Genomic DNA, 16,284 nt, shown 5'->3' with positions numbered 1-16,284 from the left:
TAAAAAATCAGCTGAAAATGCTAGAGACAAAAAGAAATATATACTATAATTATCATACAAACTATTTATAAGGAGGAGGAATTGTATCATGAAAAAGAGAGTAATGCGTTCTGTGTGTGCATTTACACTTCTTTTCGCACTGCTTATGACATCGAATGGGGTTTCGAATGTTGCATCTGCAGCGGCTAAGAAGAAAGTAAAGGCACCAAAGCTTTCCGTTAAGACAGTGAAATTAACTGCAGGAAAGAAGAAGACTGTGAAACTGAAAAATAAACCGAAGAAGGCAAAGGTGAAGTGGAGCAGCAAAAACAAAAAAATTGCAACCGTTAGTAAGAAAGGTAAGATTACAGCTAAGAAGGCAGGCAAAACAAAGGTGATCTGCAAAGTTACCTACAAAAAAGGTAAGAAGAAAGTTACAAAGAAACTTTCTGTTACGGTAAAGGTTACAGCGAAGAAGAAAACTACGAAAAAACCAACCGTAACCGTTACAGCAAAACCAACGGCAACTCCTTACAATAAGGAAGCTGATATGAAGAAGAGCAATGTTACGACCGAACATAAGTCCAAAAATGGTATCGATTCTACCGATAATGGATTAATGCGTAAGAACATTTCCAACTTGGATCTGATGAAACTTATGGGATATGGCTGGAACTTAGGAAATCAGATGGAGCAGTCCAATTTCTCAGGCAAGATGACAACAATCGAGCAGTGTGAGACAAGTGCCGGTAATCCGGAAGCAACACAGAAGACATTTGATGGTTTGAAGAGCTATGGTGTAAATACTGTTCGTATTCCGGTTGCTTGGTCGAATTTTATTTCTACGGATGGCAAGTATACGATCAATAAAGAATTGTTTGATCGTGTTGAGACAATCGTAAATTATGCATTGAACGATGAAATGTATGTTATCATCAACATCCATTGGGATGGTGGATGGTGGGGAATGTTTGGCGCAGAGGAGTATGATGCCAAAGAAACACCAATTCGTGACGAGGCTTGGAAAAAATATATTTCTATTTGGACACAGATTTCTGAACGGTTCAAAGAGTACTCTGATCATTTGATTTTTGAGGGTGCTAATGAAGAAATCAGTGGTCGTTTGAATGATAACTACAAAGATCCGAATACAGCACAGCAGAATCAAACCGGTAAGCTTGGTAAGAAAGACCCTGAGACTGGAAAGATCGATGCTACAGAAATTTATGAGATGGCAAATGCCATTAATCAGAAGTTCGTTGATATTGTGCGCGCTTCCGGTGGCAATAACGCTTATAGACATTTGCTCATTCCTGGAACCGGTAACGAGTCATGTGTTATCGAGGGAAATGAGAGTGAGACTTACGTTCAGAACGGAACCATTGATGATCGTTGGAAACTTCCAAATGACCCTGCTGAGAAAGCAACGGGTGTAAAGAAGATGAGTGTATCTGTTCATTATTATGATCCGGTTGATTATGGTTTGTCTGCAACATCGACGGTTTCTTATGGATATCGTGATAAGTGGGGCGTTGACTACACAGATGCAAACGGCAAGACATATAAAGGTCAGGACGATTATGACTTTATGGATAACATGCTTGGTAAGTTGAAGAAATTCACAGACCAGGGTTACGGTATTATTTTAGGAGAGTGTGGCGTTGTTAAGGGATATAAAGATAATATTCCTGACTTCATGACCTATCTCTTTACGCAGTCTAAGAAATTAGGCATGACACCGGTATGGTGGGATGAGGGACACTATTATAATCGTGGTGATGGATATTTTGCTTATGACGATGTAGGACAGGTATATGCAAAACTGACAGGTTCTAAACCAAATATACCTGCGAGTGCTGAGCTTGTTTATACCGGTATTAAGACAGTGCCTGCAGAAAAGAACGAGAATCCGAAAGTTGTTGCTACATGGAATGGTGAATTCCTTCGTCATACGAACGGTGACACCGCTGAAATTTTGAAAAAGGAAAGACCGGACATCTTCGATGCCAGCAACAATGGTATTGGTGTTACTAAGTCTTTGATTGATGGATCCGGTAATGTAACGGATGGAGATGTTGCCAAGTCTAACTATGACAAAATATTTGGAAAATGGTGGGAGAAAACGGAATTCTGGACGCCAGATACACACTATGGCTGGACGAATAGTACGATCGGTGTTAATGGAGAAGCACCTGATAATCTGATTGCTGAAATCGACAGAGAGTACTGGAATGTTCATCTTAATTATGACTGGTCGAAACTGGAAAAACCTTGTATTCGCGTGACAGCTGCGGACGATCCGATAAGTCAGAGCCTTGATCTTCAGATTGGTTATCTTCCTAGCTGGACAGAGGATGATCTGAATGAAGAGGTTCAGGGAAAATTGAAACTGGAGGAGTATATTGAGAAACAGACTTCCAAAGATCCGAACTTCACGATGACAGAGCAGGAGAAGCAGGATAAGATTGCAACAGAAGGTGCAAAACAGGTTAAGAAGAACAAGAAGAAGGGTGCAGTTGTTGGTAAGACAACAGGTGAGATCCGTTTCGATGTTGACTACGATCAGGGTGTTGGTTTGTTCTGGAAAGACAAATCCATCACAATTGATAAGTCCAAATTGACCGGTGGTTATCCATGGCTCTGGGTTACTACAAATACGTATACCGGCGCATCTATCGTTAAGATTGAGATTTGTGATGCAGCATACAATGCTGACGGTACCAAATTTGTAGAATCCGATAATCAGTAAGCAACGAATCCGCATATTCGTTCCTTATAAATAAAAGATAAAAGAGAATGACTCGGCATTGCCTTCGCCGGGTCATTTTCTTTTTGTTTAATTCAAACTTCGCACATCAAAAATTGTCATGCTGTCACGTATTGCTTATTATGTCAGAAAAATAATAGCTATTTTGCAGCCAACAAGCTGACTTGTTCTGCCGGCAGCGAACTAAGATAATTGCCGCAGAACGCAGAGTTGTTGGTTGATTTCTTATTTTGTTAAGTCTCTGATGAATACATGCCCGAAGGAATGTCTGAGATGTCCCGGTTTAGCAAGGTATCATCTATTTTTGGACGGGACGCTTTCGCTACGATGCGCTACGTCACGTTACTTAATGTCTCTGAAATACGAGACATAAGTAACGACGAGCGCAAAGTCCCTTTCAAAAATGATGAATACCTTGCTTCCGGGACTTCGAGTTTCCGAAGGGCATGTAAATCAATCATCAGAGACAACAAAATCTAGAAATCACCAAAAACGTAAATGCGGCAAGGCAATTACTATAGTTCTCTGCTGGCAGAAATCGCTATGTTGTGGCTGCAAAACACTTAGTATTCTGACATAATAAGCAATACGTGATCTGGCAGTCGCTTTTGATGTGCGAAGTTTGAGTTATTTAATAAGAAGGAAACTGCTGTTGTGTAGGAAAATGTTGTGGTGACAGCTAAATTGCGGTATCATAGAAAGCGTAAAATATGATTTTGGAGGCTAAACAATGATTTTTGATACACATGCGCATTATACAGATGCGCGGTTTGATGAAGATAGAGAGGAACTATTGGCGGGGATGAAAGCGCGTGGTGTCGGTGAGATCGTAGAAGTAGGGGCAAGTATTCAGTCTACGAAGGATGCGGTCAATCTGGCAGAAAGTCACGACAATATTTATGCAGCGGTGGGCGTACACCCGGAGGACATCGAGAGACTGACACCGGAAGATATGCAATGGCTGGCAGACTTGACGCACAGGGATAAAGTGGTTGCCATTGGCGAAATCGGACTTGACTATTATTACGATGAACCGGGGAGAGATTTGCAGAAAAAGTGGTTTGCACGCCAGCTTCAGGTGGCTGCAGAAACACAGATGCCGGTCATCATTCACAGCAGGGATGCCGCAAAGGATACATTAGATATTATGAATGAACATTGCGATTGGCAAAATGGTGGGGTGATCCATTGCTTTTCCTACAGTCCCGAAATTGCCAAAATATATTTGGATAAGGGGTTTTATCTGGGAATTGGTGGCGTGGTCACCTTTAAGAATAGTAAGAAATTAAAGGAAGTCGTTGAAATGATGCCACTATCGCAAATGGTGTTAGAAACGGATTCGCCGTATTTGACACCGGTACCGCATCGCGGCAAACGAAATGATTCAGGATATTTGACACACGTTGTTGATGAGATTGCGGCATTGAAGTCGTGCGAGCGCGAGGAAATTATCCGTATAACAAGGGAAAATGCGCATAAGTTGTATCGCATTGGTCAGTAAAACGGGAGACTGCACATTAATAGAAGGCTGTACTGTATTGGTTAATAAAGCAGGGCACGGCATATCAATAGAAAGAAGAGGATATTGGGATGGCAACATTAGGAATACCACAAAATACAATAGACATATTAAAGAAATATGACTTTCATTTTCAGAAAAAGTTTGGACAAAACTTTTTGATCGACACGCATGTTTTGGAAAAGATCATTGACGCGGCCGGCGTGACAAAGGATGATTTTGTGTTGGAAATCGGTCCGGGAATTGGGACAATGACACAATATCTTTGCGAAAGAGCCAGAGAGGTTATGGCGGTGGAGATTGATGATAAATTAATCCCAATCTTAGCAGATACGCTGTCAGCGTATGACAATGTGACGGTTGTGAATGAAGACATTCTTAAATTGGATATTGACCAGATCGCTAGGGAGCATAACGCCGGAAAGCCGATTAAAGTAGTGGCAAATTTGCCATATTATATAACAACTCCGATCATTATGGGATTGTTTGAAAGTCATGTGCCGCTTGAGAGTGTGACTGTTATGGTGCAAAAAGAAGTAGCAGATCGTATGCAGGCAGGGCCTGGAACGAAAGACTACGGGGCATTGTCGCTCGCCGTACAATATTATTCAGAGGCGGAAATTGTTGCGAATGTTCCTCCGAATTGTTTTATGCCAAGACCAAATGTGGGGTCTGCCGTGATTCGTTTGACTTGCCATAAGGACTGCCCGGTGAAAGTAACGGATGAGAAGTGGATGTTTCGCATTATCCGTGCATCGTTTAATCAGCGCAGAAAGACATTGCAGAATGGATTGGGAAATGATGCATCACTTCCGGTGACAAAGGAGCAGGCCAAGGCGGCAATCGAGAGTATGGGGTTATCAGCTACGATCCGTGGAGAAACATTGTCGTTAGCGCAATTTGCGGAGCTTGCAAACCGCTTGAAGGATGCATGATTTCTGCGCATAATGGAGTTTTGAAGAAACTCCTAAGATGAGCGCATTGCGCTCATTATATCATAATAATTGCGCATAGTTTCTGCGCATAATGGAGTTTCGAAGAAACTCCTAAGATGAGCGCATTGCGCTCATTATATCATAAGCAATATGTACCCATACAGTGATTCTGAGTATGGGCGAGTTAGTATTATAAAGCTGGGAAATAGGAGGCCTGATGAGAGATGAAAGTGTGGGAACGTATAGAAAGCTTGCGTAAACGCATGCGCGAGGAAGACATTGATGTGTATTATATTCCGACCAATGATTTTCATGGTTCTGAATATGTCAGCGGATATTTTCAGACAAGAGAATATATTTCTGGTTTTACCGGATCTGCAGGTGTTGTGATCGTGACGTTAGAAGATGCCGGGTTATGGACCGATGGACGATATTTTATTCAAGCAGAAAAACAGTTGCAGGACAGCGGCATCACATTATACCGCATGGGACTTGATGGTGTTCCGACGGTGAACACTTATCTCGACAATGTACTAAAAGATGGACAAGTGCTTGGCTGCGATGGCCGTATGGTGACAACCACATGGCTTATGGCGATGAAACGCAGATACAAGGTTAAAAGTAATGTTGATCTGGTGGGTGATATTTGGCAAGAACGTCCGGAGCGCCCAAAACAGCCAATATGGGAATTGGCGCTAAAGTATGCAGGGGTCAGCAGAGAAGCGAAACTGTCCCGTTTATGGGCCTGGATGAAACAAAAGAGTTTGGATTATTTTATACTGACATCTTTGGATGATATTGCGTGGTTGTTTAATTTACGTGGAAATGATATTCCATGCTGTCCGGTATTTTTATCTTATGCGGTGTTTACGCAAGAGAGTGGCGTATTGTTCTGCGAGAAAAATTGTGCGAACGGGTCGATACAGACTGCCTTAATGAAGGCGGGAATTGAAACGAGACCGTATGAAGAAGTGGAACAATATATCCGCAAAATGGGACAGGGAAAGCGCGTAGCAATGGATATGCGTGTGGTCAATGCGCATTTGGCGGCACAGGTGCCGAACGAAAATACATTAGTGGATGTTGTGAATCCAACCGGAATGTGGAAGGCGGTCAAGAATGAAACGGAAGTGAAAAATGAACGTATTGCACATCTGAAAGATGGTATTGCCATCACCAAAATGTTGTATTGGCTGCGTCATACGGATAAAAAGCAGGAATCTGAAATCTCCGTTTCGGATAAATTGGAGGAGTTTCGAAGATTAGATGAGGATTATTTGGGGCCTAGCTTTGACACAATATCCGGGTATGCAGAGCATGGTGCGATCGTGCATTATAGTGCGACACCGGAAATTAACCGAATGTTAGATGAAGAGAATTTCTTGCTGTTAGATACGGGTGGACATTATTATCAGGGAACAACAGACATTACACGAACGGTTATGCTGGGCACAGAAGCAACCGATGAGCAGAAAAAATACTATACAACAGTGCTTCGGGGAAATTTGGCGCTTGGTGCAGCGAAGTTTCACAGTGGAATTACCGGAGTGAATCTGGATGTGCTGGCAAGACAGCCATTGTGGGAAATAGGCTGTGACTTTTTGCATGGAACAGGGCACGGCGTAGGATATCTGTTGAATGTGCATGAGGGACCAAATGCAATACGATATGTGGCTTCTAAACAGCTGGGAGGCGATCCGGCGCTGGAACCGGGCATGATCACGTCCAATGAGCCGGGTGTTTATTTGGAAAATAAATTTGGTATTCGGCTGGAGAATCTGATCCTATGCTGCGAAGCAGAGCATACGGATTTTGGTCGCTTTTTGGAATTTGAAACATTGACATTAGTGCCGTTTGATCGGAGAGCGATTGATGTAAAGGGGCTCAGTGACAAAGAACTTGGCCTGCTGAATGCATATCATCAACGGGTCTATGAAGAGATTGGCCCGCATTTAACACCGGAAGAAAGGGATTGGCTGCAGGAAGAATGCAGTCCAATCGGATAAAAAACATCCATATTGTCTTGTGAAGACAATATGGATGTTTTTTGATGGAAATTCGTTTTTATTTTGTTGTCCGTTTGCGGAACAATATATTTGTGATCCAAGAGACGATCATAAATAATACGATCGCAGCAGCAACGTCCAAGAAGGAATGCTGTTTCAAAAATAGCGTAGACATACAGATCAAGAGGCACAGTACAAAAGAGCCGTTGCGCCAGATCTTTTGCTTATGGATCGTCGCATAGCGGCAAAGTCCGGCATGGATGGCAAGTGAGTTAAACACATGAATACTTGGCAGCACATTGGTATCGGTATCCGTTGCATACAGCATGGAAATGACCTGTGTAAAAATATTGTCATGAGTAAATTGTGTCGGTCGCATGTTCTGTGCATTTGGAAACAAAGTATAGATTAACAGACTGGCTGTCATGCCAATGATCAATGTGGCAATTGTCTGATAATAGTTTTCTAAATGCTTCAGATCGAAAAATAAGAGTGCTAATGTTGCAAATACATACACAAACCATAATAAATATGGAATAATAAAATATTCGCAAAAAGGAATATAGTCGTCTATAGCGCAATGAATGTAGGTGAAAGGTACATCATCACGTGCCTCCAGCCACATAAACCAAACCATATACACCGGAAAATAGAGTGCGACAAATATATGTTTATAGCGGTAAATAAATTGTTTCCAGTTCATAAAAATCCTTTCTAGGATCAGAGTGCCGAAGTCTGTTTTGCCGTCACCCTGATCTGTGGTCGTAAATTATGCTGACAGTGGTTTAATGCCAGCGGGAATGCTTAAGATCCAGTTCGTTGCGAATATAAGCGAAAGTTTTATCTTCGCCCTCTTCGGCGAGCATATGCAAAAGCCGTTCTAGCAGTTCTGCAGTCTCTGGATGCATGGTGTAGTGCGATTTACCACGTTCGTAATATTCCAAAGGTAATCGGTCGTTGTAATTCTCTAGGTTGTAATTACGGCTTGCTGCCATGCGGTCGCAAAACATTTCAACGACGTAACGTGGTGCCATAGGCATTCCCTGTAACCCCTTGGAGTAGTCAGAGGAAAGATCGATCCAGTATTCATAGTGATGGCGGTTGCGTCCTTTGTGGTGAAGCCATGCGGCAGAGTAGCCGATGGTTTCGCGCTCATAAGCGTTCGGGCTTCGTTTGCCTTCTTGATAATAGCGAACACCGGTCCAAAATTCAATTGGATGATATTTCGACCAGTCATGGCAGATTCCCTGCCAGTAAATGCCGGCGCGAAAGCAATTGCGGCGCACCAGTCGTTTGTGGCGTAGAATTGTTCGCAAATGCCCCCAAAAATTGTGCCATAATCGCATGATGACATCTCCATTTCTCATAGTGTAGTTGTGCGGCTGCGGTTGTAAGCCGGAGTTGCACTTTGGTAACTTTCTCAAGAGTTCTTTGCTGTCTGTGCGGCAAAGTTATTGCTGTAATTCGGAATTGTATTCGCGCATCCACTGTCTCGGTGTACATCCTTTCCATTTGCGGAATGTACGGATCAGATGGCTGCAATCCGAAAAACCGGTCTCCTGACTGATATAGGTCAGATCCAGTTTCGTGAATAAAAGCAGATCCGTCACCCTGTTAATACGCACAAATTCAATATATTCCTTGCAGGATTGATGATAATTTCTGCGGAATAATTTAGCAAAGTAAGAATAACTCATTCCGCACCGTTCTGCAAGGTCATGAATCCGTAAAGGTTCATTATAATGCGATTTGATATATTCTGCAATATGTTCAAACTCATGATTGTCACTTTGCCGGGACAATAAAATTTCTTCCATATTAAGTCCGCGCATCAGCCAAACGCGCGTCATTGCTGTGATTAAGATCGCAAGTTTGGAGCAGGCAATCGTGTCGTAGCCAAAATGGCGTAGCCGCATTTCCTCGATACAGTCGACAAAAAGCTGCTTGAGTGGAATACCTGTCATGTCGCCGTCGGCAAAGAAAATATTGGAAGGATCTTCCTCATAAGCAAGAGAGATGATCCGGCTGAATTGATTTTTCATGTTATCCGTTGCCTGCAAAAAGCCAAGGTCAAACTTCAAAACATGATAGCGAATGTTTGGCGGGGAAGCCGCTTTGCAGTCAGATGCCGCCACAGTCGTTATAGAGGGAGATTTCTCCGATACATCTGCAGCTGAATGTGGTATTGACACCGGATGAATGCTGTCGTGTTCCTGATCCGGTAAAGGTTCCTGCGGAGATGCCAGAAGAGGGCAGGCAGACAGCGGACAGTTAGGCAGATAACCATGCAACGACGGATCCATAAAGAAATCTTGCGATTTCAGCGTAAAAGCAGGATCTTGCGATGGTTTCTCAGCCCGGCTTTGCTCAAAATCCGTCGGAAAGACATCGATAGTATGTAAAGTCTTTGGCGGAAAAAAAATAAAATCTCCCGGTTGCAGGGAGTATACATTCTCATCACAGGTGACAAGCAGATTGCCGGCTGTAAGATATATACATTCTATAAAATAATGCCAGTGTGGCAAAATAGGAAAGTTGTGATCGTTCGTAATATGTGTAAAAGCTTCGATTGGTGCATTTAAGCGGTCTGTATATTCGTAATAGCGATCCATAAGTATTAGTCAGCCTTTCTGTAAATTCTTTAAAATTTGCACAAAAAAAGTTGCAAAAAGATAGATTTGTACAATTTTTGTGCAGATTTATTATAGCATAGCACCTACTGCTATGCTATACTTTCGTAGCAGATTTACAGAAAGGAGAAAAAAACTATGACTCCAATGAAATGGTTTTATTCATTTTTGAAGAAATATTGGCTGCGCATGGTGTCGGGTCTGATACTTGTAACGATACTTGCTGCGACAGCTTTGGCATCGCCATACATCTCCAAATTGATCGTGGATGATGTCATTAAAAAGCAAAATACCGGGTTATTACCGAAGCTGATCATTCTGCTTCTTGCGATGGTTGTGATCAAGGGTGTATGCCGATTTTTTTCGCAAGTATTGTTTGAAACAAGTTCGCAGGGTGTGTTGTATACCATGCGCGACAAAGTATACCGCAAACTATTGTTAGAAGATTTTGCGTTTTATAATAAAAATAGAACGGGAGATCTGATGGGACGTCAGACCGGAGATATGGATGCGATCCGTCATTTCGTGGCGTATGTGATCTATACGGTATACGAAAATATTTTGTATTTTGTGTTATCCATTGTTTTGATCTTTATGGTCAATGTAAAGCTTGCTGTATGCATGATGCTTGTGCTCCCACTGACGGCAGCTACTACCTATATGCAGGCTAAAAAAGTCAAACCTGCTTTCAAAAACTGTCGAGATGCTTTTTCAAGTCTGAATACATATGTGCAGGAGAACATTAGTGGAAACCGCATGGTAAAGGCGTTTGCGAAAGAAGACTTCGAAATGGAGAAGTTTGGCGTGGAGAATGACCGTTACCGCGATGCAGAGCTTGGTGCAGCCGCTATTTGGAAAAAATATGTGCCGATCTTTGAGTTGTTGTCCAATCTGTTGACATTGGTACTTATGCTTGTTGGCGGTGTTATGGTGGTGCGCGGAGAGATGACATTAGGTGATCTTGTTGCAGTAAACGGATATTTATGGATGCTCACAACACCGCTTCGCATGGCGGGATGGTGGATCAATGATATTCAAAGATTTACTACATCAGTAGAAAAGATTTATGGGACTTATACTGCGGAACCGGATGTGAAACATCCCGGCCATCCGGTACAGCATCAAAAGTATGAGGGGAATATCTCGTTCCGCAATGTGTCGTATCGGGCAGATGATGAGGACATCATTCGTGATGTATCTTTCGAGGTAAAGAAAGGTGAGACGGTCGGCATTTTGGGAACGACCGGAGCCGGAAAGTCAACGATCATTAATCTGCTTTGCCGTTTCTTTGATGTGACAGACGGTGAAGTGCTGGTAGATGGCATTAATGTGAAGGATCTGGATCTGTATGAACTGCGCGAGAACATTGGTATCGCCATGCAGGATGTGTTCCTTTTTTCGGATACGATCGAAGGAAATATTGCATATGGCCGTCCAGATTGTTCGTTTGAACGAGTAAAAGAAGTGGCCAAAATGGCAGACGCCAATTTGTTTATTAAAAATCTTCCGGATGGATACGATACGATCGTAGGTGAGCGCGGAGTCGGATTGTCGGGCGGACAAAAGCAGCGAATTTCTTTGGCGCGTGCCTTACTTAAAGATCCGGCGATCTTAGTGCTTGATGATACGACATCGGCGGTAGATATGGAAACAGAGAGTTACATTCAGCGCCAGTTGGAAAATATTGGACACAGTTGTACGACATTTATCATTGCATATCGAATCTCTTCTTTGCGTGATGCCGACAAGATCTTGGTTATGGATCAGGGCCGCATTATTGAGCAGGGAACCCATGAGGAATTGATTGCAAAAGGTGGATATTATGCAACCGTTTATCATCACCAGTATCCTATGACTGTACCAAAAAACGGACAGGAGGTGAATCACATTGGCTAGAAATACTTATGAAAATGATGAGATATTAGAAGATAAGTTTGACGCCAAGCAGTTAAAACGACTGGGTGGTTATATACGTCCTTATACCGGCAAGATGCTGCTCGTGTTGTTTTTGATGTTGTCATCTTCCGGACTTACCATGTTTATTCCAAAGTTTTTGCAGATAGAGATGGATACGTATATCCCGAATGGCGATATACATGGTATTGTGATCTTGACGTTGATCGCAGCAGTGATCGTAGTGTATGCAGTAGTCAGTCTGCGTATAAAGGTAACACTTACGACGCAGGTTGGACAGGATATCATTCATCAGATACGAGAGGATCTCTTTGCTCATTTGCAGGAACTGCCCTTTAGTTATTATGATGACCGTCCACATGGGAAGATTCAGGTACGTGTGGTTAATTATGTCAACAATCTGAGTGACCTGTTGTCAAATGGTATTTTGAATACGATCACAGATTTGTGCAACCTGATCTTTATTTTGATCTTTATGCTTTCTATGAGCGTAAAGTTGACACTGGTATGTATGTGTGGCTTGCCGGTGCTGATCCTGTATATTGTCTTTCTCAAAAAGAAGCAGCGTTATGCTTGGCAGGTACAAAGCAATAAGCAGTCTAACTTGAATGCCTATATTTCCGAAAGCATTAACGGCATACGTGTGACGCAGGCGTTTGTGCGGGAGGAAGAAAACACCAATATATTTAACCGTTTGAGTATGAGTTATCGCAAGGCGTGGATGCGTGCCGTGATCTATAACTTTGCAATGGGACCGATGGTCGATCTGATCTCCACGATCACAACGGCATTTATATATGTGATCGGTATTAACTGCATTATAAATGGAGGATTGGATGGCGTGACAACCGGTAAGTTGATCGCGTTTACAGCATATATCAGCCGCTTCTGGCAGCCGATCAATACGATCGCAAACTTTTATAATAGTGTGCTCACGGCAGTTTCTTATTTGGAACGTATCTTTGAGACGATTGACGAACCGGTGGCAGTAAAAGATGCACCGGATGCCGTTCAAATGCCGCAGATCAAAGGAGATGTTGCGTTTGACCATGTCACCTTCAGCTATGAAGACGGAATTCCGATCTTGCATGATGTGAGTTTTAAGGTACAGCAGGGTGAAACAATAGCCATTGTAGGTCCGACCGGAGCCGGCAAGACAACGATTGTAAATTTATTGAGCCGTTTTTATAATGTAGACCGTGGAACGGTCAAAATAGATGGGATTGATATTTCCAAAGTAACGCTTCGTTCCTTGCGTGAACAGATGGGCGTTATGATGCAGGACAGCTTTATCTTTTCCGGAACGATCATGGATAATATTCGTTATGGCAACAAGAAGGCTTCGGATGAAGATGTGATCCGTGCCGCAAAGACGGTGTGTGCGCATGACTTTATCGTACAGATGGAAGATGGCTATAACACACAGGTTAATGAGCGAGGAAGCCGCTTGTCTGTTGGACAGAGACAGTTGATCTCGTTTGCCAGAGCGTTGTTGGCAGATCCGGCGATCCTGATCTTAGATGAGGCAACGTCAAGTATTGATACGGAGACGGAAATTGTGCTGCAAGAGGGCTTGAGCCACTTGTTAGAGGGACGTACCTCGTTTATTATTGCACATCGTTTGTCGACAATTAAAAATGCGAACCGCATTATGTATGTTGCAGATGGTAAGATTTTGGAAAGTGGTTCTCATGAAGAACTGCTTCAGATGCACGGTAAATATTATGAATTGTTTATGTCGCAGTATAAGGCATAATAAGAGTAAAAAAGCAAAGCCAGCGCTCAATGTCATTAAGTTAAGATGACCAATCAAGATCTTAGCATCAGAAATGATGCTAGGGTCTTTTTATTTTGTAATAAATGCTTGACATATGATTCGAAATGTGCGGCCGCTTTCGGTATTGAATGATAATGAGGTAGCGAAAGCGGCCCTTGTAATTAAGAACATCTTGATTGCAAGGAGGTAACGCATATGAGCAATTATATTAATCAAGTTTCAGATTCTCTAAAGAATCATATTTAGGAATTAGCTAACAATCCATGTTTATTTCTTCGAAACCCCAATGTCGATTCCTCTCGAAAATGGAAAATTGATTTCAAAACTTTTATAGGAATCATGATGAATTCGGGTGGAGCTACTATGAGTAAAGAGCTACTTGATTTCTTTGATTTTGACAAAAATACTCCGTCTGTGTCAGCATTTACGCAACAACGTTCAAAAGTACTTCCAGAGGCTTTTGAATATTTGTTTAAATCTTTTACGGATGACAACCTTCCAACTACTAATAATTATCATGGTTATCGTTTAATTGCATGTGATGGAAGTAACTTGACCATTGCAACCAATCAAAAGGATCCAGAAACTTTTTGGGAACGTAATCAGCATGGTTCAATTGTTAATAAACAACATCTGAATGCCTTTTATGATGTTTTGAATCGTATATACACCGATGTTTTAGTGCAAACAGTAGCGGATTACAACGAGTTTAGAGCATGTGCAACAATGATTGACAGATCGAAACTAGAGAATGTTATTCTTGTTGCTGATAGAGGATATGAAAACTATAACATTTTTGCACATACAATTGAAAAAGGATGGAAATTCGCTATACGTGTCAAAGATAAAAATAGTAATGGAATTGCATCTGGGTTAAATCTTCCTTCAAATGATGAGCTTGATATAGATATCACTCAGATTTTTTCAAGGAAAATACAAAGACCACAAAAAATGCAGGCTATAAGTGGATGCCTGTAAATCAAGTGTTTGATTATCTTCCACGAAAAAGTGATAAAACATACGAATTATCATTTCGTATTATTAGATTTCCTATAGGGTCTAATTCTTATGAAATAATAATTACAAATCTTGATAGAAATATTTTTGATGTAAAAAAAATAAAGGAAATCTATCATTTGAGATGGGGAATAGAAACTTCATTCAGAGAATTAAAATATGCCATAGGATTAACAAGTTTCCATGCACGAAAACCAGATTTTATTAAACAAGAAATATATGCGCGATTACTTTTGTATAACTATTGTGAATTAATAACAACACATGTAATAAAACGAATGAAAAACAATGCTTGCCTCATTATCTATCTGCGCCTGATTCAATGAAATAATTGTTTTACTTGCAACTTCACCATCGGGAGTACAGTGTCCCTGCTCAATAAATCTTTTCGGATCATTAGATTTGTTCCTTGTAAGTTTTGAAGGTGATTTCACAAACTTCTTGGCTCTTTCAATCTGGCGTTCTCTGATAATTACAATATTTGATGGAATAGGTAACGATAAGATGCTGTTCGAGATTGTTCTCATTAATCCATTTGTCTTTATAAAAAACCTTCCCATAATCAGCTCCTTCATCTAATTCACTTAGTTTATATTTTTTGTTACTGCCGGGAAGATGCCATCCATCATCTTTGAGACAGAAATTCCGTAAGAATCCTTTTAACTTTTTAATAGACTGTGTTGTAACAAATCTTCTGCCTTGGATACTGTTGAATTTTCTGTTGGCAGTCGAAGAAAGACCGGCATCCGTACATACGATAAAGTCAGAGGTTTCGAAGTCTTTAATAATCTTTTGCTCCAGAGGAGACATAGAAGGCTGCTCGTTTTGATTGCCATCAAAAACAGAGAATGCAAGTGGAATGCTATCCGCATCCATAAACATACCCATCTGAACAATAGGGTTAGGTCTGTGTTCTTTGGAAACACCATATTTTCTAAAATCATCTTCGTCTTCAAACTCAAAGTAGTAGTTGGTGCAGTCGTAATAAAGGACTTCTTTTTTTTGTTAATTACATTCTGGGAACTTTTGTAAAGTTCGGACTGGAAGAAGTCGTTTTCATTTGCAATAACCTCAAGAGCCCGGTACACCTGATGTAATTCGCATTTAGGCTGCTCAAGAAATCTTTGGGCACTTTCTAAAGAAGATAGATTGGAGCTGGGAGCAATGATTCTTGAGTGAAATAGCATTGAAAGAATGTCATTCAGGTCATAATCGAATTTATTTTTTTTGAAATAGAGGTGCATATCTTATCAAGTCCAAGTGGATAATAAATATCCTGCAAGAAAAGATAGCCTGCATTGCATGAGTTACGGACGTTTTTGTCAATAAGCATCGAAGAAGACAGCTTAAGAAGTATGCCCTTCTTAGCTTCTTTTTCTGCGATAGTAAGTTTTTTGCGTATTCCTTTGCCCATTCAATAGGATCTTGATCTCCACATCTCGCTTTGATTTCTTCAATATTACCTAAGCGTTCAACAGTTTTTGTTGTGGTTTTATTTCCTATGCGGATAGTTTTTTGGATATAGTAAGTTGGCGATTTTTTTGTTCCTGCACAAGTAAGTTTCATAAGCAACACCTCCATGTACTTATTACAACATAAATACGCACAAATAACCACAAGAAAAATGAATAAAATTTGACAAAAAAAATACAGGTTTTTCAAGGCCTGCAAAAAATCTCTCTTATTCAATTGTCAAATTACCGAGTGTTTAGCTTGACATTGCTTGTGCGTTATGATATA

11 protein-coding genes and 1 pseudogene are annotated in these 16,284 nt (G+C 41.2%); 8 read left to right on the top strand and 4 right to left on the bottom strand.

Annotation, left to right across the window (positions count from 1 at the left end):
* The first annotated feature begins 88 nt into the window (after positions 1-88).
* The 4 genes from ACSAJE_RS09205 to ACSAJE_RS09190 all read left to right on the top strand — a co-directional run bounded on the left by ACSAJE_RS09205 (position 89) and on the right by ACSAJE_RS09190 (position 7,206).
* A complete protein-coding gene (locus ACSAJE_RS09205) occupies positions 89-2,728 on the top strand; it encodes a cellulase family glycosylhydrolase (protein WP_458008901.1) in 2,640 nt (879 codons plus the stop codon).
* A gap of 748 nt (positions 2,729-3,476) precedes the next feature.
* A complete protein-coding gene (locus ACSAJE_RS09200) occupies positions 3,477-4,247 on the top strand; it encodes a TatD family hydrolase (protein ID WP_458008900.1) in 771 nt (256 codons plus the stop codon).
* Positions 4,248-4,336: 89 nt separating this feature from the next.
* On the top strand, positions 4,337-5,200 hold the full coding sequence (gene rsmA, locus ACSAJE_RS09195; protein ID WP_118691144.1) for a 16S rRNA (adenine(1518)-N(6)/adenine(1519)-N(6))-dimethyltransferase RsmA: 864 nt from the start codon (positions 4,337-4,339) through the stop codon (positions 5,198-5,200).
* Positions 5,201-5,424: 224 nt separating this feature from the next.
* Positions 5,425-7,206, top strand: coding sequence for an aminopeptidase P family protein (locus ACSAJE_RS09190; RefSeq protein WP_458008899.1), 1,782 nt, complete (start codon positions 5,425-5,427; stop codon positions 7,204-7,206).
* Positions 7,207-7,264: 58 nt separating this feature from the next.
* Here the strand turns inward: ACSAJE_RS09190 and ACSAJE_RS09185 are convergent, their stop codons facing one another.
* The 3 genes from ACSAJE_RS09185 to ACSAJE_RS09175 form a co-directional block, all read right to left on the bottom strand.
* Complete coding sequence (locus ACSAJE_RS09185) at positions 7,265-7,909, bottom strand: phosphatase PAP2 family protein (protein WP_458008898.1); 645 nt, start codon at positions 7,907-7,909, stop codon at positions 7,265-7,267.
* 82 nt (positions 7,910-7,991) lie between these two features.
* Positions 7,992-8,552 carry a DUF5662 family protein gene (locus ACSAJE_RS09180; protein WP_458008897.1) on the bottom strand — a complete coding sequence of 187 codons (561 nt, stop codon included), beginning with the start codon at positions 8,550-8,552 and terminating at the stop codon, positions 7,992-7,994.
* 105 nt (positions 8,553-8,657) lie between these two features.
* Positions 8,658-9,818, bottom strand: coding sequence for an AraC family transcriptional regulator (locus tag ACSAJE_RS09175; protein ID WP_118691552.1), 1,161 nt, complete (start codon positions 9,816-9,818; stop codon positions 8,658-8,660).
* Between the two features lie 156 nt (positions 9,819-9,974).
* Between ACSAJE_RS09175 and ACSAJE_RS09170 the strand changes: the two genes are divergently transcribed.
* From ACSAJE_RS09170 to ACSAJE_RS09155, 4 genes are all read left to right on the top strand, one after another.
* The gene (locus tag ACSAJE_RS09170; RefSeq protein ID WP_458008896.1) at positions 9,975-11,732 is read left to right on the top strand and encodes an ABC transporter ATP-binding protein; all 1,758 of its coding nucleotides are present in this window, start codon (positions 9,975-9,977) and stop codon (positions 11,730-11,732) included.
* A complete protein-coding gene (locus ACSAJE_RS09165; RefSeq protein ID WP_022024172.1) occupies positions 11,725-13,506 on the top strand; it encodes an ABC transporter ATP-binding protein in 1,782 nt (593 codons plus the stop codon). The genes ACSAJE_RS09170 and ACSAJE_RS09165 overlap by 8 nt, the downstream gene beginning before the upstream one ends.
* A gap of 384 nt (positions 13,507-13,890) precedes the next feature.
* Complete coding sequence (locus tag ACSAJE_RS09160) at positions 13,891-14,505, top strand: transposase (protein WP_458008895.1); 615 nt, start codon at positions 13,891-13,893, stop codon at positions 14,503-14,505.
* On the top strand, positions 14,496-14,870 hold the full coding sequence (locus ACSAJE_RS09155; protein WP_458008894.1) for a transposase: 375 nt from the start codon (positions 14,496-14,498) through the stop codon (positions 14,868-14,870). Before ACSAJE_RS09160 ends, ACSAJE_RS09155 begins: the two co-directional genes overlap by 10 nt.
* Here the strand turns inward: ACSAJE_RS09155 and ACSAJE_RS09150 are convergent.
* Positions 14,805-16,110, bottom strand: a pseudogene (locus tag ACSAJE_RS09150) (IS1634 family transposase); the annotation flags it as partial. The gene ACSAJE_RS09155 and the pseudogene ACSAJE_RS09150 sit on opposite strands and share 66 nt — an antisense overlap.
* Positions 16,111-16,284 lie beyond the last annotated feature (174 nt).

The sequence above is a fragment of the Jutongia sp. SJQ-6 genome, assembly GCF_054161275.1.
The sequence above is the reverse complement of the archived record's forward strand: the minus strand, read 5'-3'. Positions and strand labels throughout refer to the sequence as shown.